Source organism: Bradyrhizobium sp. 160, assembly GCF_023073735.1.
Lineage (GTDB): Bacteria > Pseudomonadota > Alphaproteobacteria > Rhizobiales > Xanthobacteraceae > Bradyrhizobium.
Genome location: NZ_JADPKD010000067.1, coordinates 125213 through 146985, shown reverse-complemented (window position 1 = coordinate 146985; position 21773 = coordinate 125213). Strand labels below are relative to the sequence as shown.

At 59.3% G+C, this 21773-nt stretch carries 19 protein-coding genes and 5 pseudogenes; 16 read left to right on the top strand and 8 right to left on the bottom strand.

The window, feature by feature from the left end:
* Positions 1 to 403: 403 nt before the first annotated feature.
* The 7 genes and pseudogenes from IVA98_RS28135 to IVA98_RS28110 all read left to right on the top strand — a co-directional run bounded on the left by IVA98_RS28135 (position 404) and on the right by IVA98_RS28110 (position 6954).
* Positions 404 to 718, top strand: a complete 315-nt coding sequence (locus IVA98_RS28135) for a hypothetical protein (protein WP_247355946.1) — start codon at positions 404 to 406, stop codon at positions 716 to 718.
* 1454 nt (positions 719 to 2172) lie between these two features.
* The gene (locus IVA98_RS28130; protein WP_247334578.1) at positions 2173 to 3036 is read left to right on the top strand and encodes a transglutaminase family protein; all 864 of its coding nucleotides are present in this window, start codon (positions 2173 to 2175) and stop codon (positions 3034 to 3036) included.
* A 575-nt stretch (positions 3037 to 3611) separates the two neighbouring features.
* On the top strand, positions 3612 to 3827 hold the full coding sequence (locus IVA98_RS37790; protein ID WP_524536425.1) for a DUF6894 family protein: 216 nt from the start codon (positions 3612 to 3614) through the stop codon (positions 3825 to 3827).
* A gap of 307 nt (positions 3828 to 4134) precedes the next feature.
* Positions 4135 to 5479: pseudogene (locus IVA98_RS28125) on the top strand (IS701 family transposase); the annotation flags it as partial.
* Positions 5480 to 5582: 103 nt separating this feature from the next.
* Positions 5583 to 6140: pseudogene (locus IVA98_RS28120) on the top strand (IS701 family transposase); the annotation flags it as partial.
* 387 nt (positions 6141 to 6527) lie between these two features.
* Entirely contained in the window at positions 6528 to 6713 is a 186-nt protein-coding gene (locus tag IVA98_RS28115; RefSeq protein WP_247333556.1) for a hypothetical protein, read from the top strand.
* A gap of 31 nt (positions 6714 to 6744) precedes the next feature.
* Positions 6745 to 6954: a hypothetical protein gene (locus IVA98_RS28110; RefSeq protein ID WP_247333559.1), complete on the top strand. Its 210-nt coding sequence runs from the start codon at positions 6745 to 6747 to the stop codon at positions 6952 to 6954.
* A gap of 169 nt (positions 6955 to 7123) precedes the next feature.
* On the opposite strand, the pseudogene groL reads toward IVA98_RS28110, so the two are convergent.
* A pseudogene (groL, locus tag IVA98_RS28105) lies at positions 7124 to 8748 on the bottom strand (chaperonin GroEL).
* A gap of 139 nt (positions 8749 to 8887) precedes the next feature.
* Positions 8888 to 9202: a co-chaperone GroES gene (locus IVA98_RS28100; protein WP_247333563.1), complete on the bottom strand. Its 315-nt coding sequence runs from the start codon at positions 9200 to 9202 to the stop codon at positions 8888 to 8890.
* A gap of 476 nt (positions 9203 to 9678) precedes the next feature.
* Between IVA98_RS28100 and IVA98_RS28095 the strand changes: the two genes are divergently transcribed.
* The 4 genes from IVA98_RS28095 to IVA98_RS28080 all read left to right on the top strand — a co-directional run bounded on the left by IVA98_RS28095 (position 9679) and on the right by IVA98_RS28080 (position 14787).
* Positions 9679 to 9858: a hypothetical protein gene (locus IVA98_RS28095; RefSeq protein WP_247333566.1), complete on the top strand. Its 180-nt coding sequence runs from the start codon at positions 9679 to 9681 to the stop codon at positions 9856 to 9858.
* 385 nt (positions 9859 to 10243) lie between these two features.
* On the top strand, positions 10244 to 11179 hold the full coding sequence (locus tag IVA98_RS28090; RefSeq protein ID WP_247333568.1) for a class I mannose-6-phosphate isomerase: 936 nt from the start codon (positions 10244 to 10246) through the stop codon (positions 11177 to 11179).
* Complete coding sequence (locus IVA98_RS28085) at positions 11176 to 13458, top strand: glycosyltransferase family 4 protein (protein WP_247355944.1); 2283 nt, start codon at positions 11176 to 11178, stop codon at positions 13456 to 13458. Before IVA98_RS28090 ends, IVA98_RS28085 begins: the two co-directional genes overlap by 4 nt.
* Positions 13459 to 13491: 33 nt before the next feature.
* Positions 13492 to 14787, top strand: a complete 1296-nt coding sequence (locus IVA98_RS28080; RefSeq protein WP_247355942.1) for a glycoside hydrolase family 130 protein — start codon at positions 13492 to 13494, stop codon at positions 14785 to 14787.
* Positions 14788 to 15401: 614 nt separating this feature from the next.
* Here IVA98_RS28080 and IVA98_RS28075 read toward each other — a convergent pair.
* The 6 genes and pseudogenes from IVA98_RS28075 to IVA98_RS28055 all read right to left on the bottom strand — a co-directional run bounded on the left by IVA98_RS28075 (position 15402) and on the right by IVA98_RS28055 (position 17819).
* Complete coding sequence (locus tag IVA98_RS28075; RefSeq protein WP_247333571.1) at positions 15402 to 15596, bottom strand: hypothetical protein; 195 nt, start codon at positions 15594 to 15596, stop codon at positions 15402 to 15404.
* A 43-nt stretch (positions 15597 to 15639) separates the two neighbouring features.
* Positions 15640 to 15882, bottom strand: coding sequence for a hypothetical protein (locus tag IVA98_RS28070; protein ID WP_247298042.1), 243 nt, complete (start codon positions 15880 to 15882; stop codon positions 15640 to 15642).
* A 124-nt stretch (positions 15883 to 16006) separates the two neighbouring features.
* Positions 16007 to 16255, bottom strand: coding sequence for a type VI secretion system-associated protein TagO (locus IVA98_RS28065; RefSeq protein WP_247298089.1), 249 nt, complete (start codon positions 16253 to 16255; stop codon positions 16007 to 16009).
* 146 nt (positions 16256 to 16401) lie between these two features.
* The gene (locus tag IVA98_RS37025) at positions 16402 to 16536 is read right to left on the bottom strand and encodes a hypothetical protein (RefSeq protein ID WP_256467102.1); all 135 of its coding nucleotides are present in this window, start codon (positions 16534 to 16536) and stop codon (positions 16402 to 16404) included.
* Positions 16537 to 16816: 280 nt separating this feature from the next.
* Positions 16817 to 16960, bottom strand: a pseudogene (locus tag IVA98_RS28060) (Crp/Fnr family transcriptional regulator); the annotation flags it as partial.
* A gap of 94 nt (positions 16961 to 17054) precedes the next feature.
* On the bottom strand, positions 17055 to 17819 hold the full coding sequence (locus IVA98_RS28055) for a DUF1236 domain-containing protein (RefSeq protein WP_524536424.1): 765 nt from the start codon (positions 17817 to 17819) through the stop codon (positions 17055 to 17057).
* Positions 17820 to 18236: 417 nt separating this feature from the next.
* Here IVA98_RS28055 and IVA98_RS28050 point away from each other — a divergent pair, with 417 nt between their 5' ends.
* The 5 genes and pseudogenes from IVA98_RS28050 (at position 18237) to rnk (ending at position 21443) form a co-directional block, all read left to right on the top strand.
* Positions 18237 to 18458, top strand: coding sequence for a GlsB/YeaQ/YmgE family stress response membrane protein (locus tag IVA98_RS28050; RefSeq protein WP_247355941.1), 222 nt, complete (start codon positions 18237 to 18239; stop codon positions 18456 to 18458).
* Positions 18459 to 18589: 131 nt separating this feature from the next.
* Positions 18590 to 18889 carry a hypothetical protein gene (locus tag IVA98_RS28045; RefSeq protein WP_247298031.1) on the top strand — a complete coding sequence of 100 codons (300 nt, stop codon included), beginning with the start codon at positions 18590 to 18592 and terminating at the stop codon, positions 18887 to 18889.
* A 388-nt stretch (positions 18890 to 19277) separates the two neighbouring features.
* Positions 19278 to 19520: pseudogene (locus IVA98_RS37785) on the top strand (GFA family protein); the annotation flags it as partial.
* A gap of 1007 nt (positions 19521 to 20527) precedes the next feature.
* Complete coding sequence (locus IVA98_RS37345; RefSeq protein ID WP_247333574.1) at positions 20528 to 21013, top strand: GreA/GreB family elongation factor; 486 nt, start codon at positions 20528 to 20530, stop codon at positions 21011 to 21013.
* A 16-nt stretch (positions 21014 to 21029) separates the two neighbouring features.
* Complete coding sequence (rnk, locus tag IVA98_RS28035; protein ID WP_247355939.1) at positions 21030 to 21443, top strand: nucleoside diphosphate kinase regulator; 414 nt, start codon at positions 21030 to 21032, stop codon at positions 21441 to 21443.
* The last annotated feature ends 330 nt before the right edge of the window (positions 21444 to 21773 follow it).

The window sequence follows — 21773 nt, the reverse complement described above, 5'->3', positions numbered from 1 at the left end:
CAGGCTGTCGCCGAGGCTGATGCCGGAGCCCGCGAAAAGCGTGTCCTGCGAGAAGGCCGGTGGGGCTGAGGATCTGAATGCCGGCGCCGGTGGCTTGGGCGCACGCTAGTCAGGACGATCTTTGACGGCGACCAGGCCCGTGTGATTTCGCGGAAGGTGCCTGCGATGCTCTTGCCAACCGAGCCCTTTCTGGCCACTGGCTGTGCGACACAGAGCACATCATCTTGATCGGCGCGGTCGTTCAGCCCGCGATCGTGTCCCTGAAGTTCTGCCAGGTCGACCTGCCTCGGGCGTCTGCGAACAGATCGGCCCCGCTGACAACTATTCCTGGTCAGGGGGAACCATCGTGCCGCGAGCCTATTGGCTCACTGACACAATTCTCTTTCCCCTTTGGAGATATGACATGAAGATTTTTACCGGCGCTTTGGCTGCCGCAGCAACTACGCTTCTCGTGACGGCTGCATCAGCTGCCCCGCTTGCCCGCGGGGTTTCCATTCCGCCAGAGAGCAATATTCAAAACGTGCGGATGGTCTGCAACGAAGACGGTCGCTGCTGGCGCGAGCGTGGCGAACGACATGTTATCATCCGCGAAAGAAGCGATGCCTACGGATATGCACCTCGCGAGCGCTACATTGAGCGGCGCCACTATGACGACGGTGGCGGCATCGGCTTCCGCGCTCCCGGCGTAAGCGTCGGAATCGGTACCGACCGGTACTGAGAGACTAAGGAGACGAACGCAAAAGGCCGCGGCGCAATCCGCGGCCTTCGCTTGGTGTGCGAGCATGTTCGACAGCTTGGAGGTGGAAGTCCTTTACCCAGCCTGATGGCGGCGAAGGGTTAGTGAAGCGCAAGGGCGTCATCGCGAGATGGGGTCTGAAGGAAGCGTGGAGCAAACCTGCGGCCCGATGGACAAGAACCGGATAACGAGGCCTACCCAGCCGGACGAGCGAGTCAAGGGTCGCAAAGTCCACAGTCATCAAGGGCTGGGGTGGTAAATCCGGCGCGCGTGCAGGGAAGGCGGTCGAACTTACCTCGGGAGATCTCCGGCGTGTCCGGGAGACCGGACTGAGCGGGCCGCAAGGTTCGTGATCGTGACGGAGAAGTCAGCAGACGGCATAGTAGGCGGAACGAGTTTCGCTGAAGGCCCGAACGCTGGAAAGACGTTTGGATGTGGAAACCTCGAGCCGGCCAAGCGGCGGAAATCCAGGTCACTGGCCTTGGGAGCGGCGGGAAGGGGTGAAGCCCGGACGGCGCCGCTCAAAGGAGCCGAAGCCGACGCGACGGAGTCCACCATCTTGAACCTCTGGCGCGGACGCAAAACAAACCGTTCGCGCTCAATCCGGTGAACCGCCGTATACGGACCCGTATGTACGGTGGTGTGGGAGGGGAGAGTCGCGAGACTCCCGCTATCCCGATTCGGATCCTCGAGCGACATGGCAAACGACACAATCGTGAAGCGGCTGGAATTGAGCGCATTCAGAAATTCCGGCCGCGCGACACCCCGCAGCCCGATCACCTCAATTGTTGCGCTGGCCTAGCTATTCTGAGGATGAAACGCCATATTGCTGATATCACCGCGCGCCCCTCGGCTATCATCGGTGACTGAGAGCATCGCGCTCCCGCCGCGACCAAGAGCCGGTCAATATGTCAAGAACTTCCGCGTTCAGTATTCATGAGTGGCTCGTCCCCCCGGTGCTGCTACCGATCTTTTTTGTGCTGCTGATCGTCTCTGCGATGATCGTTCAATGGTAGTTCACCTCGCCAGGCCCACGCCGTCGGCTCCGGCCGACAAGTCGCTCGATCCGGCGGAGCTAACTCAGCCGTCGCTAACTTTGAGGCTGAACCTCAAAGCAACGGCTGCCCTCGACAGGGCCCGCAACATGCCACCTGGAGCGGAATGCGCAGGAAAGATGCAAGAGGCAATGATCCTCGGAAATGCCGCCGAAATGCTCAGGCATTTCGATAGACAGCGCAGCTGACGCGAACACCCGCTGAATTTCGGACCAGCGAGTGTGGTGGTCAGCAAACGTTGGCCCTGCCTCGGCCGCGGGAGCTTGGAGCGCGGCAGCAGAAGCACAATGCCTGGAACGCAGACCCCTCTGAGGGGTGCCATCTGGATCGACATTTGCACCTTCTACTCTGGTGCAATCCTGCCCTTGATTGGAGCTTTCGTTGATTGCGCTGAAGGTCCTTCACACGACGACTTATCGATTCAACGAACAGGTGCGCCTGATGCCGCACCGCCTGATGCTTCGTCCGCGCGAAAGCCGCGAGCTTCGTTTGATTTCGAGCAACGTCACGATAACGCCACATGCGGACCTGACCTGGGCACACGACGTGTTTGGCAATACGATCGCAACGGCGACGTTTCAGATGACAGCCGCCAATCTGGTGATCGCCAGCGTCGCGGAGCTTCAGCTCGACGCGGTTGCGTGGCCTGTGTTCGACATCGCCGTCTCGGCCATGTCGTACCCATTCCGCTATTCTGATGGCGAATGGACCGATCTCGGCGCCTTGGCTCTCCCCCAGTTCACGGACTCGGAGGGAATCCTGGGAAACTGGGCACAAAGGTTCGTTCGAGGAAGTCAGACCGACACGCTGTCGCTGCTAAAGGACCTGAGCGTCGGCGTTTCCGAAGCTGTCCGGTACCAGAGCCGTGATGATGAGGGTACGCAGACGCCAGTGGAAACGCTAAATCGCGGCTGGGGGTCTTGCCGGGATTTCGCGGTGCTGTTCACTGAAGCAGCACGCGTGCTCGGGTTCGGGGCCAGGATCGTCTCCGGCTATCTTTACAATCCAGAACAACGAAGCCTCGGATCTAGCGACGCAGGATCGACCCATGCATGGGCAGAGGTCTTTGTCCCGGGAGCCGGATGGATCACTTTCGACCCGACGAACCGCAGCCTCGGCGGCTTCAACTTGATTCCGATCGCGGTCGCGCGCGACATCCGGCAGACAATTCCGGTGTCCGGCAGCTTCGTCGGTAATACCGGCGCTTTTGCCGGGATGTCCGTAGAAGTTCGAGTCACGCCATAGAACGCAGTACTGCCGGCACCGTCTGTGAGAGAGTTATTCAGCACAACGAAAGTCCCCGCCGATAGCGACCAATGCATACCAGCTTCGAAGGGACTCGCTTCGGTAAGTGTCACTGTCTTAATCTCTCGTGTGACTGTCCCAACGAGAGCAGCTCCGTTGGCCCGGGGCCATGCTTCCGAGGCCCGCGGCCGCTGCGAAGTTCACAGTGGTCTAATTTTGATTTGTATTCAGTCAGGAACAGACGAGAACTTGATCGCGTTTTGGGATCGCCGCTGAACCATGCGGGGTTAGGACCCGCAGGCGCGAGGGAGGTTGTTATGCAGCGTCGCCGCGTGAAGCAAATTTTGTCCCTTGAAGAACGCCTTTCTGAAGAAGCAAAGCGCTTACGAGAGAAGGCGAGATCTCTTCCACCTGGCGCCGACCGTGAAGCCCTTCTACGCAAGGCCCGCCAAGCCGAGACGGGCTCGCACCTGAGCGAATGACTGCAATCTTCCGGTCTCAGGCCCCCGGAATAGGAACATCGTCAATCCCAAGCTATTGGGCGTCTACCACCGACACAGCAACAACAGGCGTCGATGGCCGAGAGATTCGTGCGCTCCCGCCTCAACTGGAGCGCAGCGATGTCCCTATATTTTTTCGATATGCTTAGTACTGACGGACTGGCCCCGGACGAAGAAGGAATGGAACTCTCAACCATGGACGACGTCCAAAACGAGGCGGCATATGCGCTCGCTGACATGCTGAGAGACGACGTGCGAGCGACCATGGGTAATCCAACCGCTCGTGAATGATCGTCGTTCGCGATGGTAGCGGCCCCGTGTTGCAAGCGAGGTATTCTTTCGAGGTTATGCGATTACAGTAAGGCCGGCTCAGGTGGCGGCCTCTTTCTGTGGCCTGCCCATCTCCGCTACTGGGACCCATCGCGGACTATCGCGCTGCCGCACGGAGTCGCTCCCAATATGGGCAAAGCAGACATTGCTTTAGCCGCATCACTCGCGCCTACTCTTAGCAGCAGATTTTATGAGTACGCAGCCTAGCACTACTTTGGCAGATTGTCGGATTCCTCTGAATTTTTAGGATTCCCGAATCGATTTTTCAATGATTCATGGGTGGTCGGCTCTTGGAGGGCTGACCATGGCGGAATGGGAAGACGAACTCGAAGGCTGGCTGAAGCCGTTCTTGCAGCGGTTGGGTCATAAGACCCGGCAGCGGATGTGTCCCCTTTACGTTGCGGGATTGATCGGTCCTGGCGATCGCAAGAGCGTTCAGCCGATGGCAGAACGCCTCGCAACCGGCAACTACGATCAGCTGCACCATTTCATCGCCGATGGTGTCTGGGACGAGTCATCGCTGGAATCTGAGTTGCTCAACCAGGCCGACGGGCTTGTCGGCGGCAAGGTGCGGTGCTGGTCATTGATGACACCTCACTGCCGAAGAAAGGTGAACGGTCGGTTGGTGTTGCGGCTCAATACGCGTCGGCTCTCGGCAAAACGGCAAATTGCCAAACGCTGGTGTCTTTGACGCTTGCGCGAGGTGAAGTGCCGGTGATGATCGCTTTGCGTCTCTTTCTGCCTGACAGCTGGACTAGCGACCTGTCTCGTCTAAAGCGCGCTCGTGTGCCGGTCGAACATCGAACGGCACGGTCCAAGCCGGAAATTGCTTTGGCCGAGATTGACCGCGCGATGGCAGCTAACGTGCGCTTTGGATGTGTACTGGCGGATGCGGGATACGGGCTCAGCGCACCGTTTCGACAAGGGTTGACAGAGCGCGGGCTGGCTTGGGCCGTCGGCATCCCTCGGCATCTCAAGGTGTATCCGGTCAATGTGAAGCTCATTTGGCCGATTACCAAAGTCCGCGGGAAACCCCGGAAGCACCACGTACCAGATATTTTGTCGATTGCGGCAGAACAAATGCTGGCGAGCGCCAGGTGGAAAAACGTGAGGGGCGCAGCCGGACGAAAGGTCGACTGAAAGCCCGATTTGCTGCTGTCCGTGTCCGCACCGCCGACGGACCTCCGCAGCGGATATGGGATAAGGGTCAACAGCATCTCCCGGGCGACGAAGCCTGGCTCATTGGCGAGCAACGTGCCTCAGGGGAGAAAAAATACTATCTGGCCAACCTGCCTGCGTCGACGGATCTGCGCACACTGGCCGCCACCATAAAAGCACGATGGATCTGCGAGCAGGCGCATCAGCAGTTGAAAGAGGAGCTTGGACTTGATCACTTCGAAGGGCGATCATGGCAAGGTCTTCATCGTCACGGACTAATGACCATGATCGCCTACGCCTTCTTGCAATACCGTCGCCTCGCACAACGGGGGCGGAAAAAAAAGAATCAACGGGCCTCCGCCTCAGCCAACCATGCCCGCAGTACGTCACGCCATCGTCGATCTCATCCTACGGCAGCGATCGCAGCGATGCCCCTACTGCAGAAGACGTATCCGTGCAAAACTGCAGCACAAACCAATTCTGCCAAAGTAGTGCTAGCACTACTTTGGCAGATTGTTGGTTTTGCCGTGCTTTATAGGATTCCCGAATCAATTTTGAATGATTCATGGGTGGTCGGCTCTTGGAGGGCTGACCATGGCGGGATGGGAAGACGAACTTGAACGCTGGCTGATGCCGTTTTTGGACCGGCTGGGTCATAAGACTCGGCAGCGGATGTGTCCTCTGTATGTTGCGGGACTGATCGGTCCTGGCGACCGCAAGAGCGTTCAGCCGATGGCGGAGCGCCTTGCCGCGGGCAAGTACGACCAGCTGCACCATTTCATTGCGGACGGTGTCTGGGACGCGACGCCGCTGGAGACGGAGCTGCTCAACCAGGCGGACCGACTTGTCGGCGGTAGCGATGCGGTGCTCGTTATTGATGACACGTCACTGCCGAAGAAGGGCGAACGCTCGGTTGGTGTTGCGGCTCAATACGCGTCGGCTCTTGGCAAAACGGCAAATTGCCAAACGCTGGTGTCTTTGACGCTTGCGCGCGGCGAAGTGCCAGTGATGGTCGCGTTACGTCTCTTTCTGCCTGACAGTTGGACAAGCGACGTGTCTCGTTTGAAGCGCGCTCGCAGCATCGTCGCCTCGCACACGCGGGGCGGAAAAAAAGAATCAACGGGCCTCCGCCTCAGCCAACCATGCCCGCCGTACGTCACGCCATCGTCGATCTCATCCTTCGGCCGCCGTCTCAACGGTGTCCATACTGCCGAAAACAAATCCTTGAAAAACACTGGCGCAAATAGATTCTGCCAAAGTAGTGCTAGCTAGATCACTGAGAGTACGACAGTTGATCTTCCGTTACGATTCGCTCGATATTCTCCGACTTGCTCTTGATACGGTATCCGCTGCTCTAGCGTGGAGCATGCTGTGCCACAATGGCGTCCAGGCACTGCAGCCTTTAAATCGCGGCGTGGGCGACCTATCACAGGCCCCACGAATGATTTGGGTAGCCAATGATTTGGGTACCCCTGTATCAATCTTGGGTGCAAGGATCTGGCAATGACCCAACGGAAGCGCTCCGCCGAGCAACAGGTCGCTGACGAAGCGGACCGAAAGGCGCGAAACCCCGTTGGGGCGCGGCAAACGATAGCCGACAGCCACGCCGATCCAGAGTTTCAGGAAAACCATAAACGTCTCAGGGCCGAGCGCCTGGCGAGAGATGCCGAGCTCAAAAGCAAGAATTGACCCATTCGAGCGAAGCATCAGATCGGAAAAGATGACAAAATCAGTTGGTGAATACGAACCGACCAAACCAATCAGTAAAGCGGAGCGTGAAGCACGCAAGGCCTTCCGCCACGTCGAGGCGGAGAAGGCGATGTCCGAGCACGCGCTCGCGAATCGAGAGCGGCTGAAGGCAGAGCGGCTGGCACGGGAAGCCGCGGCGGGCCCGGTGCCAAAGAAACAACCCAAAGCGAAGAAGAAGTAATCTCGCACGAACTTCTGCACGGGTAGACCTTGCCGAAGTCACGTTGAAGCTTTCGGCACCTCGCTCTTATGGCGTCCGGGCGTCCCCGAGGCGAATGAAAGTCGACCAATCAATGCAGCAAAGGCCCGGGCATTGCTGCCGGGCCTCCGTTATAAGGCTGAGGGTGAACTTAGAAGTCCATGCCGCCCCCGCCAGGAGGCATGCCGCCAGCCGCGGTGTTCTTTGGGATTTCGGCAACCATCGCTTCGGTGGTGATCAGGAGCGCCGCAACAGACGCGGCGTTCTGGATGGCCACACGCACCACCTTTGTCGGATCGATGATACCCTTCGAGATTAAATTGACGTACTCGCCTGTCTGAGAGTCGAACCCGTAGGCGTATGTCTTGCTCTGCAGGATCTTGCCGACGATCACCGAGCCGTCTTCGCCGGCGTTGATCGCGATCTGGCGAGCGGGGTAGGACAGTGCCTTGCGCACGATCTCGACGCCGGTCTTCTGGTCGTCGTTCTTGGCCCGCAGGCCCTTGAGCTGCTCGGAAGCACGGAGCAGGGCGACGCCGCCACCGGGTACGATGCCCTCTTCGACGGCCGCACGGGTCGCATGCATCGCGTCATCAACGCGATCCTTGCGCTCCTTCACCTCGACCTCGGTCGCGCCGCCAACGCGGATGACCGCGACGCCGCCCGCGAGCTTGGCGAGACGCTCCTGCAGCTTCTCGCGACCGAGGTGGTCTCCTCGATTTGCGCCTTGATTTGATTGACGCGCGCCTCGATGTCCGCCTTCTTGCCGGCGCCACTGACGATCGTGGTGTTCTCCTTGTCGATCATCACCTTCTTGGCGCGACCCAGCATTGCAAGCGTCACGTTCTCCATCTTGATACCGAGATCTTCCGAGATCGCCTGGCCGCCGGTCAGGACCGCGATATCCTGCAGCATGGCCTTGCGGCGATCGCCGAAGCCGGGAGCCTTGACGGCCGCGACCTTGAGGCCGCCGCGCAGACGGTTCACGACCAGGGTGGCAAGCGCTTCGCCCTCCACATCCTCAGCGATTATAACCAATGGCTTCCCGCTCTGTACGACCGCTTCGAGCAGCGGGAGCAGCTCGTTGAGCTGCGACAGCTTCTTTTCGTTGATGAGGACGTAGGCATCATCCATTTCCACGCGCATCTTGTCGGCGTTGGTGATGAAGTAAGGCGAGATGTAGCCGTGATCGAACTGCATGCCTTCGACCACCTCAAGTTCGGTCTCCAACGACTTGGCTTCCTCGACGGTGATCACGCCCTCGTTGCCGACCTTCTTCATGGCATCGGCCAGGAACTTTCCGATCTCGGAGTCCCCATTCGAGGAGATGGTGCCGACCTGGGCGATTTCCTCGTTCGACGTCACCTTCTTGGAGTTCTTGACGAGGTCGGCGACCACGGCTTCCACCGCGAGGTCGATGCCGCGCTTGAGGTCCATTGGATTCATGCCAGCCGCAACCGACTTTGCGCCCTCGCGGACAATCGCGGCCGCCAGAACAGTGGCGGTCGTGGTACCGTCGCCGGCCGCGTCAGCGGACTTGGAGGCGACTTCGCGCACCATCTGTGCACCCATGTTCTCGAACTTGTCCTCAAGTTCGATCTCCTTGGCGACGGTGACGCCGTCCTTGGTGATACGGGGAGCGCCGAACGACTTGTCGAGCACGACGTTGCGGCCCTTCGGGCCGAGCGTCACCCTGACGGCGTTGGCGAGAATGTCGACGCCGCGCAGCATGCGGTCGCGCGCGTCGACGCCGAATTTCACTTCTTTGGCGGACATTATGATCCCCTTGGGAACGGATGCTCATGCGACTGTCCCGAAGGACGTCTGGGCAATGAGATCATCAGGTAGGCTTGAACCTCGTCCTGCGAGAGGCCGACTGCGCCGGCTACTCAGGACGGGATCGGACAACGGCAGATTACGCCGCCTTCTTCTTGGACTCGCTGACTTCGAGCACGCCCATGATATCGCTCTCCTTCATGATCAGGAGGTCTTCGCCATTGAGCACGACTTCGGTGCCGGACCATTTGCCGAACAGCACGCGGTCGCCGACCTTGATGTCGATGGGGATGAGCTTCCCCGCTTCGTCGCGGCCTCCCGCACCCACGGCCATGATCTCGCCCTGAGAGGGTTTTTCCTTTGCATTGTCCGGAATGATGATGCCGCCCTTGCTCTTTGCTTCGGCGTCGATGCGCTTGACCACCACTCGGTCATGGAGCGGACGAAATTTCATAGTGCCCTCTGTTCTATTTTCAGCCCTCGCAGTCGAATCTCGAGACTGCCAACCTTCTGCAACTATGTCCGCGCGAGCGACATACAAGGCATTGCCGGAGCGATATTCGGCAGCGAGCGTGTCTGCGTGAGAAACCGATAGCTATTTGTCGGGAAAGCGCGCACGGTGCGTTAGAGGCCGAACAACGACTTACTCTTGTGCGTCCGCGCTGTCGCTCGCGGATGCGCAATGCGACGATGCGAGCGGGTCTCGTCGCGAGACTCTGGTCGATCTCGCGGTTCTCGTCATCATAAGCCCGAGACGGCGACAAACGCGCACTACGTGCCCGACCTTTGCGCGAATCTGGCGCCGACCGATATGCGCGCCCCGACTCTGGTCGCCTCGGCACTCTCGCCGCTCGACGGCGAGAGCCGAGCTGGCACGAGCCGGTGACGAAGAATAGGAGCCTATGTCGGGTTCTCAACAGAAAGCAGCTTATGCAAAATCTCTCACCGCGGCACGTCAAGTTGGAAGAATCCGTTCGGCTGGGCGTGGTGTCTGGATGGTATTCGATCAAAGTCAGTGGAACATTTGTGTCCGGTCCTCACGAGTCGGAGGCCGATTGCCTGCGGCGGATCGCGGAAATCAATCCTCCGTCGGCCGCCAAACGGAAATGATCTGCATCTCAGCGTCCGCGGCGTAATGCACCATGTGCCCGCTGCGTGGACCGGGAGAGACTTCAATTCACGAAGTGCTCATTACTGTTGCGGCCCGACTCGAACCTTGCGGTCCGCGTGCGGCTTTCTATTCTGGAAGCCAGGCATTTTTTGGCCCTTGAATGGGCTGTGAGAACGGTGTGCAGCTAACGAGACCGACGCTACTGGAGCAAAGCGCCCTGCGGGAGGTTGTAATCGAGCGGTGGAGTAGCCACTTAGGAACTCAGTATCCGAGCGCCTTGAGCGCCTATCCGGATGCGCGACGCCTTAGCCACGCCAAATCCTATCGACGAAATCGATCAACGGCACGTCGCCAGCACGTGTGCGTCAGGGGTCAGGATCACCTATGCCCATCGAACATGCCGCCGTGCGGATCGTCCACAAGCCCTGGGGCGTCGGCGATCTCAGACCCTGGAGCAATATTGACGGGTCTCGTGGTGCCGTCGGCGAGTTGTGGTTCGAGCGCGCCGACGAGAACGCGCCCACGCCCACCTTGCTGCTCAAGTTGTTGTTCACCAGCGAACCCTTATCCATCCAGGTTCATCCAGACGACACGTTCGCGCGCGCGATGGGTATGCCGAACGGCAAGAGCGAGGCATGGTACATCCTCTCGGCTCAGCCCGACGCGCAGATCGGCGCTGGATTAAAACATCAGGTAACGGCGCAGCAATTGCGCACAACGATCCAGGACGGTTCGATCGCCGAACTCCTTCACTGGCGATCGGTTGCCGCAGGTGATGTCATCTATATCCCGGCCGGCACCATCCACGCCATCGGCGCCGGCATCGTGCTCGCAGAAATTCAGCAACGCAGCGACGCAACATTCCGCCTGTTCGACTATGGTCGGCAGCGTGAGTTGCACGAAGACAATGGCGTCGCCGTTGCCCATCCATGGCCGCTTCCAACGCAAGGCAAACCGACGGCCGTTACCGCTAATCGGACCCTTCTCCTCGCGAGCAAGCATTTCGTGCTTGAGCGCGTTGAACTTCCCGAAGGTTCAAGCTGGGCGCTGCTTGCTGAACCGGAGACCTGGATGCTCATACTCGACGGACACGCTGCAGTTGGTTTGACCGCGGCATCGATCGGGGAAGCCATCTTCATTGGTGGCGGCCGCAACAGCATCGAGGTTGGCCACAATGGTCTGAGCGCGCTGATTGCGTATCCCGCCAGCCGCCCGATCGATTCTCTGTTGCAGAGTCTCGGTGAGCAGCCGGTCAAGCCTACTCATCCAGCCACGCATTCAGTTCGGCAATTTGCGGGCAGCGTCGAGGCGCGAACTTGACACCGCTTCGCCGCATCGCCGTCATCGGCAATTCGCTGCCTCGCCGTTGCGGCATCGCGACGTTTACGACCGATCTGGAAAGGGCGATTTCGGATTCGCGCCCGGACATGGAGGTCAGCATCATTGCAATGAACGACCACGGACAGGCCTATGATTATCCCGCCTCCGTCGCCTTGCAGATCAAGGATGACACCGTTGAAGATTATGTCCGTGCCGCGGCCTTCCTGAACGCGGGCCGGTTCGACGTCGTTTGCTTGCAACATGAATTCGGGATCTTCGGCGGTGAAGCCGGCGCTCACATCCTTGAACTGCTTTCGGGCCTCAGCATGCCCGTCATCACGACGCTGCACACGGTTCTGGCCAAGCCAACCGCCGCCCAGCGTGCGGTGATGGAGCGCCTTGTCGAGGCGTCTTCGAAGATCGTCGTGATGGCGAACAAGGGACGCGAGATGTTGCGTAGCGTCTATCGCGTGCCGGACGACAAGATCGAGGTTATTGCCCACGGCATCCCCGATTTTCCGTTCGCCGAACCTGACGCAGCCAAGGCAAAGCTCGGATTCAGCGGTCGGTCCGTCATTCTGACGTTTGGGCTGCTGTCCCCCAGCAAGGGCATTGAGGTCATGATTGACGCGATGCCTCTGATCCTGGAACGTCGCGCGGACGCGGTCTATGTCGTGCTCGGGGCGACGCATCCCAATCTCGTGCGCGACCAGGGCGAAGCGTATCGCGAGAGTCTGATGACGCGCGTGCGCGAGCTTGGCATCGACGACCACGTCGTGTTCCTCGACCAATTCGTCGATCAGGCGACGTTGCTGGAATTCATTTCCATGAGCGACGTCTACGTTACGCCCTATCTCAATGAAGCGCAGATGACGTCGGGGACGCTGGCCTACAGCTTTGGTTTGGGCAAGCCGGTCGTTTCGACTCCGTATTGGCATGCGCTTGAGTTGCTGGGCGACGGCCGCGGCGTGATTGTTCCCTTCGGCAACGCGGTCGCAGTCGGCAAGGAAATCGCGCAATTGCTCACCGATGCCCCTCGCCGGCAGGCGATGCGCGAGCGCGCCTACGCCATCAGCCGATCGATGACATGGGAGCGCACGGCCGAGCGTTATATAGCTACATTCGAGAATGCGCGTCATGGTGACTGGCTCAAGGTAGCGGCACGTACCGGGCCGGTCGCGGTCGCGCACAGCCCGGCGGCATCTGATATGCAACTGGATCACTTTCTCTCGATGTGCGACGATACCGGCCTGTTCCAGCACGCTGTCCATTCGGTGCCAGATCGGGCTCACGGCTATTGCGTGGATGACAATGCCCGTGCCTTGCTGCTGGCGTGCGCCCTCAACAATCCCGGCGAGACGCGTCTGTCCGAAGGGTTGACGGCCCGTTTTGCCGCGTTCGTTCAGCATGCGTGGAATCCCGACACAAGACGGTTTCGCAATTTCATGGGCTTCAATCGAAGCTGGCTCGAAGACCGGGGCTCCGAGGACAGTCATGGGCGAACACTATGGGCGCTGGGTGAGTGCGCACGCAGGGATGCAAGCCCGTCGCGACGCCGATGGGCTGCCGGCTTGTTTGCCGAGGCACTCCCCGTCGTCGAGGCCTTTGGTTCGCCTCGCGCGTTGGCGTTCACCCTGCTGGGTCTGGACGGCTATTGCGCCGCTATTCGCGATGATGCGCGCGCCCGGGAGATCCGGCATGCTCTGGCCGATAGGTTGATGGCGGCGTTCGCTTCCGTCGAGACGCCGGACTGGACGTGGTTCGAGGAGAGCTTGGCATATGACAATGCGCGCCTGTCGCAAGCCCTGATTCTTACGGGCATGGCCACGCAAGCCCCCGAATACCTCGCTGCCGGATTGCGATCCTTGCGTTGGCTGATGACGCAGCAAACGGCTTCGACCGGACATTTCCGCCCCATTGGCACTGCCGGCTTCGGTGAGCCGCGCCAAGCGCCTCGCGCGTTCGACCAGCAGCCGGTAGAGGCAACGGCAACGATCGCAGCTTGCCTGACTGCCTGGCGTGCGGAAGGTGATGCCGAGTGGAAAGCGATCGCGAGCAACGTTTTCGCCTGGTTTCTTGGTCATAACGATTTGTCGATCGCGCTCGTCGACCCCGAGACCGGCAGTTGCCGGGATGGATTGCACCCCGACCGCGCCAACGAAAACCGCGGCGGCGAATCCGTCGTATCCTATCTGCTCGGTCTTGCCGATATTCGTCAGCTCGCGCGCGTCAATGTCAGCGTGACGCCGCCGGCGACGCTTCGCGTCATCGGCGTCTGAGTTCACTGACCTCTCCAACGACCCGAGGACATCTTGTCGCAAGCCAGTTTCCTGCATCGGCAAGCGCTCCATCTGCGCCCCGACCCTACGCGTGTGATCGTTCGCCCGTTCAAGCCGGCAACAGAGCCGCGCGATCTCAACCCGACCGACAAGACGCGCGCCAACCATATCGTCGAACGCGTTTTGGCCCTTGACCCGGGAGTCACCGCCAGCCTGTTGGCAGACGTATTGGTGAACTTTCAGGGCAGGCATCGCAACCTGCTAGAAACGTTCGAGTTCCGCGCCGATGAGATGGAACGGGCGTTGGCGGCTCACGGCACTTTTTCGACCATTCAGCGCCAGTTGATTGGGGCTTATTTCCTGAACGAATATTCGTTCGAGGCGTCTGCCCTGTTCAATCCCAGCATCGTACCGCATCCCGACCAGTCGGGTGCGCCGAAAGACGGCCTGCGCTTTGTTCTCAGTCTCCGGGCCGTTGGCGAAGGGCACGTATCTTCACTGACATTTCGCACCGGCACCATCGCAGCCGACGGCAGCCTGGCGGTCGATCCAACCGCGCGACTGGCCTCCAGCCCCCGAGTCGGACCTCGCATACCCGGATCCTCAGGCGAAACGGTTGAAATCACATTCAAAGAAGAACAAGACATCAGTGAACGCGTGATATTTCCTGTCACGGATTCACAATCTAAAGGCATCGAAGACGCCCGTTTCGTCGAATTCATCGATGGTGATCGCAAGACATATTACGCGACGTTCACCGCTTATACGGGCAGAGCGATACGGTCGGAGTTGATCGAAACGCGCGACTTCTTGTCATTTCGGATGTCCCCGTTGCAAGGGGCCGCGGCGCGCAACAAGGGGATGGCGTTGTTCCCCCGCAAGGTTGACGGCAAATACGCCATGATCGCCCGCCAGGACAACGAGAACCTCTATTTGATCTATTCAGACGATCTGCACCAATGGGACGGCGGTCAAGCCATCCTGAAGCCGCAGTTTCCCTGGGAATTTGTGCAGATCGGAAACTGCGGATCACCGATCGAACTCGATGAAGGCTGGCTGTTGCTCACGCACGGCGTTGGCCCGGTTCGAAAGTATTCGATCGGCGCTGCCTTGCTCGACAAGAAGGACCCCTCCAGGGTGCTAGGCCGTGCCTGCGAACCTTTGCTGCATCCGGAGGCCTCCGACCGAGAGGGCTACGTTCCCAATGTGGTCTACACCTGTGGGGCGATGCGGCACCGTGATCAAATTATTCTGCCCTACGCCGTCTCCGACACTTATTCCAACTTTGCCACGATCAAGATCGCGGCCCTGCTGCAAGCAATGTCCTGATGGAGCGGGCAAACCATTTCGTACCGGAGGCGGCTTGAGCCGGCATCGCAGGGGCACATCCATGGTCCAATTGGCGACAGCCGACGTATAATGCGGCTCCGGGCCAAGTCCGCTTCGGATCCAAAGGTTTGAGCATGATCCTGAAGGTGCGTAGCGGCTTTCCGAAAAGATCATGCTCAAACAACAACCTAAAGCGCGATGACCGTTCATCCTAATCTAGCGCTCAGGTGCGGCGGCAGATTAGGCCCTCAAAAAAGTACGCCGCCCGTTTGAAATAACGACGGACGGCGCTTCTCCAGCCCCGAGAGGGCACTAGCAAAATCTCGGTTATCCATTGGTCTGAGCACGCGCCAGAAAGGTTCGCATCAGGGGCATTGAGCGTTGGACGAAGCCGGAGGTGCAGCGCCGCACGCTGACATCCCTGTTCGCTAAGCGGACCGTCGCCCCCTTCAGGGAGCCGATGCTGGCCGCGCCAGCTGACCGAAAAATCGAGCCGTCTCAGGCACTCGCGTGGACGAGATCACGCTGCTCAGCCTCGACGTCCTGCGGCCGTCGGCATGCGACTACGGTTCCGGGAAAAATGTCCGCCAGCCCCGCCTTCAGGAGCTTCCGCCTTATGCCGAGGCAGGATTTTCTGCGCTGATTGCGCGATCCAGGGCATCGATCAGCATTTGAAGCTCTACGAATTTGTTCCGGGCTCGCTCCGCCTTTTCACGATCAAAGGGAGCAGCCAGCACCTTCGCATGCGTGTCCCTGTCCTCGAGCATGCGATCACGCGCCTTCTTCAATGTTTCAAGTCGCTCGTTCATCTGTGCTCCTGTGCCAATATCTGCTCGAGCGCAACCCAAAGACTCAGTCGAAGCCGGCCGGAAGCTCGCCCTTCCGGAAGAAGACCGTGGGCTCATCATCGTAGTCACCCATCTCGGGATCGCCGGTGGACGAAAAAGCAACGACGGCGAGTTTGCTCAATGCCAGTCTCTCTGCCGTCCGCAGTGCGCCGCTTTGCGACTTGCAGACGATGGGAGCGTCGGCTTTCAGATTTCCACCTTTGCCGGCGTTGAACGCCTGCACGACGTACGTTGTTTCGCGGACCATGGCGGTTCCTCAATATCGATCGCGACAACACGTGGCTGCAAACGAACGCCTCGCCTGCATAGCTGTGCATCGCGAGGTCTTGTTCGACCGTCCTCAGGCTCGCGCGCACTCCCTGTCATACAGCTCAGCAACCGCGACAAATATTCTTCAGTTTCGCAGCGGTTCGGGCTTCTTCCGCAATGAACGGGTCTGTGTAAGCAGCACGTGATGCGTCCTTTTGCTCAGGACTTGGCTTCTTCGTTTGCGGCGGAAACGCGGCATCGTAACAGGCCAATCGCCCGCTCGTGCTTTCGATCTCCCGGCAGTCGGTTTCGCCAGCGATCGCGGCCTGCGTGAATGTGCCGAGCGCCAATACAACAGAGAGCAGTTTCATCAAGCTACCTCTCCCGGCGGCGTTCACACCGAACGCCCCGTGATCTCTCCTCGTGCCGGCCCGGTTGCCGCCCCGCCCGCCCTCCGCGAGGCATTCTCGTGCAACGGGGTTCTGGGCGCGCCGTTTGACGACGCACCAGCCTCTCCTCATGCTTCGAACTGGTCGAACTCTTCCGAGAGCAGAATCCGGCCTTGCGGCGTGCATATCCGGACGTCGAAATAGCCTTCCTGCAGCAGCTCCCGCGCCTTCTTCAAAGCAGCCGCCGTCGTGGCGCGGCCCAAGCTGATGTGGCCACTTTGATCACGCCCGCTAATCAGAAATTGCAGTTGCGGCGCTCTATCCACGTAGAAGAACCGCAGCTGCCACCAGGAGCAGTAGAAACAACGGGACGATCACCGGCGGCACGACCCAGTCGGCCAGACGAAATCGAGGCATGCACGTGGCTCCTGGTTTGGCGGGAGCGCTCGTGACCCTCAGTCACCGGTGGAAGCCGTGGGAAGGACGGTGATACTGCGACCCTACGCTTGCGTCCCGCGAATAGCGAGCTCTAAAACGGTCCTTGCGAGTGCCTTGACCATTCATGCATCCTTCGCCAAAGAATTGGCCGGGCTCGAGAATTGCGACGACCGCCTCCTGCTCGAATACGACCGTTAGCTTCACTTTGTCTTTTTGAATGTAAAAGACCGAAGCTCCTACATCGCCTTGCTCGAGCGGTGTTTAGTGCAAATGGCATGCGCCTACGGAAAAGGGCGGCTGCTGGGCCGCCCTTTGGGTTTGCGCCTGACCGGTCGGACTGGACTTAACCTTCGATGATGTAGACGATCTCGTGGGTGTGCGGACGAAGGATAACGTACCTGCCGTGCACCAGAATGAACTCGTATCCGCGCCATTCCGGATAAATCTCGACGATGCGGCTCGGTATCGCATGATAACGGACGCCTGCCGGAACGGCGGTGCCGATCGACAGGTTGAAGTTCACGTTGGTGACTTCCTCGACCTTCTCCTGTTTGATAGCCGAAGTGATCTGGCTACGCTTTTCGGCCGGAGGCGCGGCGACCGCCGTGGTCGCGGCATTGCCGGTGGTCTTGCCTTCGGGCGCCGAAGGCTTGCTCTCGGTGGTCGGGGTCTTCAGGTCCTTCGATGTGGTGGCTGAATCGGGCGCCTTTGTCATCCCATCGGCCTTCGTCACGCCAGTCGTCTTGCTGTCCGCGGTCGGCTTCGTCTCGTGAGGCGAATTCTTCACGTCCTTCGAAGCGGTAGCCGGGGCCATTCCTTCTGCGGCCTTCGGCTTGCCATCGGCCTTTGCGTCGCCGAGGTGCTTTGCATCAGGCGCGCCCTGTGCATGCTGCGGCATTCCTTCTGCCGGCGAGCCGTGGGGTGCAGCGGTGGGGGGGCCCTTTGCTGCGGGTGCATTCATCGGTGCTACGGTTTCAGCTTTCGGCGAAACGGCAGCGGGGGACTCCGAACCCTTTGCTGCGCCCTGATTGGCGCCTTGAGCCATCGCAAGACCGGTCGCAGCAAACAGAGCCACAACGGCGACAGAAGTCCTCAAAGTATGTCTCATCTGATCTTGTCCAATTCATTTGAATATGATGCCGACGAACGTCAGCCATGGGGAGTGAACGGCTCCGACCGGCGATGGTTCCGTTTCAATTTCTGGTTTAATGGCGATCAAGTGCCAAGCTCGTCGAAAGGTCTGCGAGTATACCGTTGTTTGTCGATGACAGAGGTTTCAACGGCCTGCGCCGGTCCGGAAGAGATCGGGTCGATTCAAATATAAGTTGTATCGAGGGAACTCTAGGTCATGGCGCCTGTTCGATTAGGGAGCTCCGAGCGGACAGAACTTTCGTAGCCCGTCTGGATCGCTGCGGCGTCAACAATGGCACTGTCCGCGGGTACAAGCACCGCAACATCTTACGACTTCATCGGACCAGATTGCGCAGATCAGCAGCCATTCGAACCAAGCGATTGAGGTAACAAAATGAACATGTCGAGCGAAAGCCTTTTGATCATCCTATTCGTAGGTCTCGTCGCCGGCTGGTTGGCGGGCCAGATCGTCCGCGGGACCGGCTTTGGGATCGTCGGTGACATCATTGTCGGAATCCTGGGCGCGTTTGTCGGCAGCTGGTTGTTTCCTCAGCTCGGCGTGCATCTCGGGAGCGGCACCGTCAGCGCCATCGTCAACGCCAGCCGCGGAAGATAGTGACTTGATATCGAGCGGAGCGTCCCGAAGGGCGATAGCGAGTTGCTATCTTCCGGGGCAGGAACTTAAATGGTCTGCGGAAGCATTCACAATTGTAGCCGCGATCACGCGGCTCCTGGAGAAGCCCCAACATGAAACGTCTGGTGTTGATCGGTGTGGCCGCCTGCGCAGTCGCGGCGATGTCAACGCTACCTGCTTCCGCCATGCCCCGAGTGGTGGCGGACACGCTGGTTGCCGGCTCCGACAGTCCGCTCATGCTCGTGCGTGGAGGTCATGGAATGGCAACGGTCACATGGGGCCTGGCGGCCGCGGTCATCACTATGGCGGGGGCAGAGGCCACCATCGCCGTTGGTACTAACGGCCTGGCCATACAACATCCGAGGCCGTCTTTGGTTGGTGGCGGCCTTGGTGATCTTGCTGATTGGCGGTGATCATTAAAGTGCACTGTCACCGCATTGCATTGAGAAGGAGGGCCGCCGCATCGGGCGCCCCTTTTGTAGAGCAGTAGGACAGACTGAAAGAGAGTGAGAGGCCTCACGAACACCCCGTCGTGCTGCCAAGCTAAGATATCGTGCGGAGTTGGAAAGTGTGTATGTAGAAGGGGTTTCTAACTCCGAACAACGACGCCAACCGTTCCGGGTTATCCGCTCACCAGGGATCAGGACCGTATGGGCGCGCCGAAAATTGACTTCTCGAAGCACGATTGCTCGGTGTAGCATGATCCGCGTCGCCGTCATCGAATTTGCGTCAGAGCCCCTTTTTTTGGATGCCGATAGGGGGTCCCAGTCGAACGCCGATTGACACGTCAAAACCGGGGAGAGCGGAAATAAGCGAGAGCAGACGTTCTGTCCTGATTGCGGTACACCAATCTATTCGGCGCCCATCGGCGAAGGCGCAAAAGTCCTAAGCATGCGCGTCGGCGCCATCAAACAGCGCGACCAATTGATTCCGGCCGATCAGTTCTGGTTTCGCTCAGCGCAAAAATGGCTGAGTACCTTGCCAACAATAAAGAAGATGGAAACGCAACCTGTGTTTGGCCCGCGAGGCGGCTTTAGTCGTTAGCGCACACCTTCTGCTCTTGGCCCCGTGGCGAAGTTCGATTTGGCTCAGGCACGTTTGCTGATCGGGGCACACCGGAGCGACACGGCGCGACTCAATCGGCGCTATTGACCCAAAGCGGGGTTGCGCTGCACCGGCCCGAGAGGCGTCACTCTTCCCTGAGGAAGCCAGAACCGGCTAATCGCCACTATCGTCGATGTCATCATCCATTGCAGGCGATCATCTGCGACGACTAGACTTCGCGTGAGACGTGCGGGTGTGTAGACTGCCATCCGTCAATGCATCCACGCTGCTCTAATCCGTCTATTCAATAAAGTCCTGTCGGTCCTGGACGGCCGGGCATGCATTCTGTCATGGATCCCGTTTCTGGAGGCGACAATCCCAATAGGACTCGAGCATCATTGCGACCACCAGCAAAGCGATCGTCATCAAAAGTAGCGCAGCGATGCAACTGCTGCTCATTGAGAACCCATCCATAGGCAAGCTTATCGCGAGACGGGGTAGCAATCTATGCTTGTTAACGTGTTCGTATTCGCGTCTCTCTCGCCTATGGTTGCCATCAGGTTGACACTCCTATGAGGTCCGCTTGTGGGCCCATTGCTGTCCAACGGGATCTAAGCCTTGGTGTCGGCTGTCGAGTGTAGAGCGGAAGCAGATCGCAGCAGTCCAACCGGCCAATTTTGTCCGGAAGTGAGCCGAACAGCATGATGCGAGCCGCGAAGGCGGAGTTTGACCCATACGGACGTTGACAATCCTTATAACTCTCTTGCTACGTGTGTGCTCTTTAGTCGCGTTACGGGGACAGCGGAAGATCCTATGATGGCCGCGACATGATCCACGTCCTCGACATCGATCCGCGCATTGCGCGGCATTGCTTGCACGCCGGACGGCTCCAAGCAGGAGCTTAGCCGGACGGTAGTTGCTGCCGTCCGGATTACCCCCTTCCTTCATCAAACAGATTTGGTGTGTGGCGCTCCCGCGAGGAGTAGCCCCGAACAAGGAGGCATGTCGTGAACAACCCCTTTTTCCCAAACGTCACTCTTCCGGCGTCCGACCATCGTCGCTTGCAACGGCTCGCGCAGACGGGCGCGGATCAGGGCAACGTGGACGCACGTTTTTTGTTGGGTGAGCTCAACCGTGCGGAAGTCGTCCCTGATCGCGCAGCCAGATTGGACAGCATCGTCACCATGGGTTCGTGGGTGACGTTCTGGATCACCTGGGGCTTCCCCCGCGAGACAAGGCAACTGGTGTACCCCGAAGACTACACGTCCGAACGAACCCAAATCCCCGTGATGTCGCCGTTGGGCGCAGCGTTGGTCGGGCTGAAGGTCGGAAGCGAAATCCCCTTCCTCACCGCTGGGCGCACCAACGTCGTCAAGGTCGAACGTGTCAGCCGAGGTGATCCGAACGATGTTGTCAGGGTTCTGTCTAGCAATCCAGGGGTCAAGGGCAAGAAGCTCTTTGATGACAATGATCCAGGACCATCAGCCGCTTAGGAAAGGAGAGAAGGTGATGAGCAAGACCAATCGCAAAGGCAGACCTGAGATGATACTGCCGCCCATCACAGTGATGGAGGATGAGGCGCGGCGTCTCAACGCTCTGGCCAGTTCGAGCGCGGTGCTCTTCCCGCGCGTGGCCCATTTCCTTGCACAGGAGATAGAGCGTGCAAACGTGGTGGCGGACAATTCCGATCTTCCCGGCGTAGTCCGCATGGGCTCGAAGGTCCGGTACTGCGATGACAAGTCCGGTGAGGTCCGGGACGTAGTCTTGGTTTATCCCCACGAAGCGGACATAACGCTAAAGCGCGTCTCGGTTCTTACGCCGGTCGGAGCTGCGTTGATCGGCCTGTCGGTTGGCCAAACCATTGAGTTTCAAACCCCGGGGCACAACAAGCGGTCGTTGACGGTGCTAGGCGTGTCCAACTGAAGGAGGCGTTGACATGCGCGACGTTTCAACCAGACAGGCCGCCTTAACAGTCATCGGTACCACCATCGTTTTGGCTGGCCTGTTCTATGTTGCGACTTTCTTCAAGACTTGAAGATCCAACCTCTTGGGGGCAACCCCTCTCGGCCTGTGATCGAGCTGGGGCATCCCAAGCGCGGGGACTGCTCAACCACGCTGATTGGACAACGTGAACCAGCGCGACTTCACCATCGCAGTCCGCGATGTGTGCTGATCATTGGCCGACAAGGTTGATCAAATGGGTGGTTGCCGCTGCACTGCATGAGTCCGTTTGTGGCCCGTGTCTAACGTTAG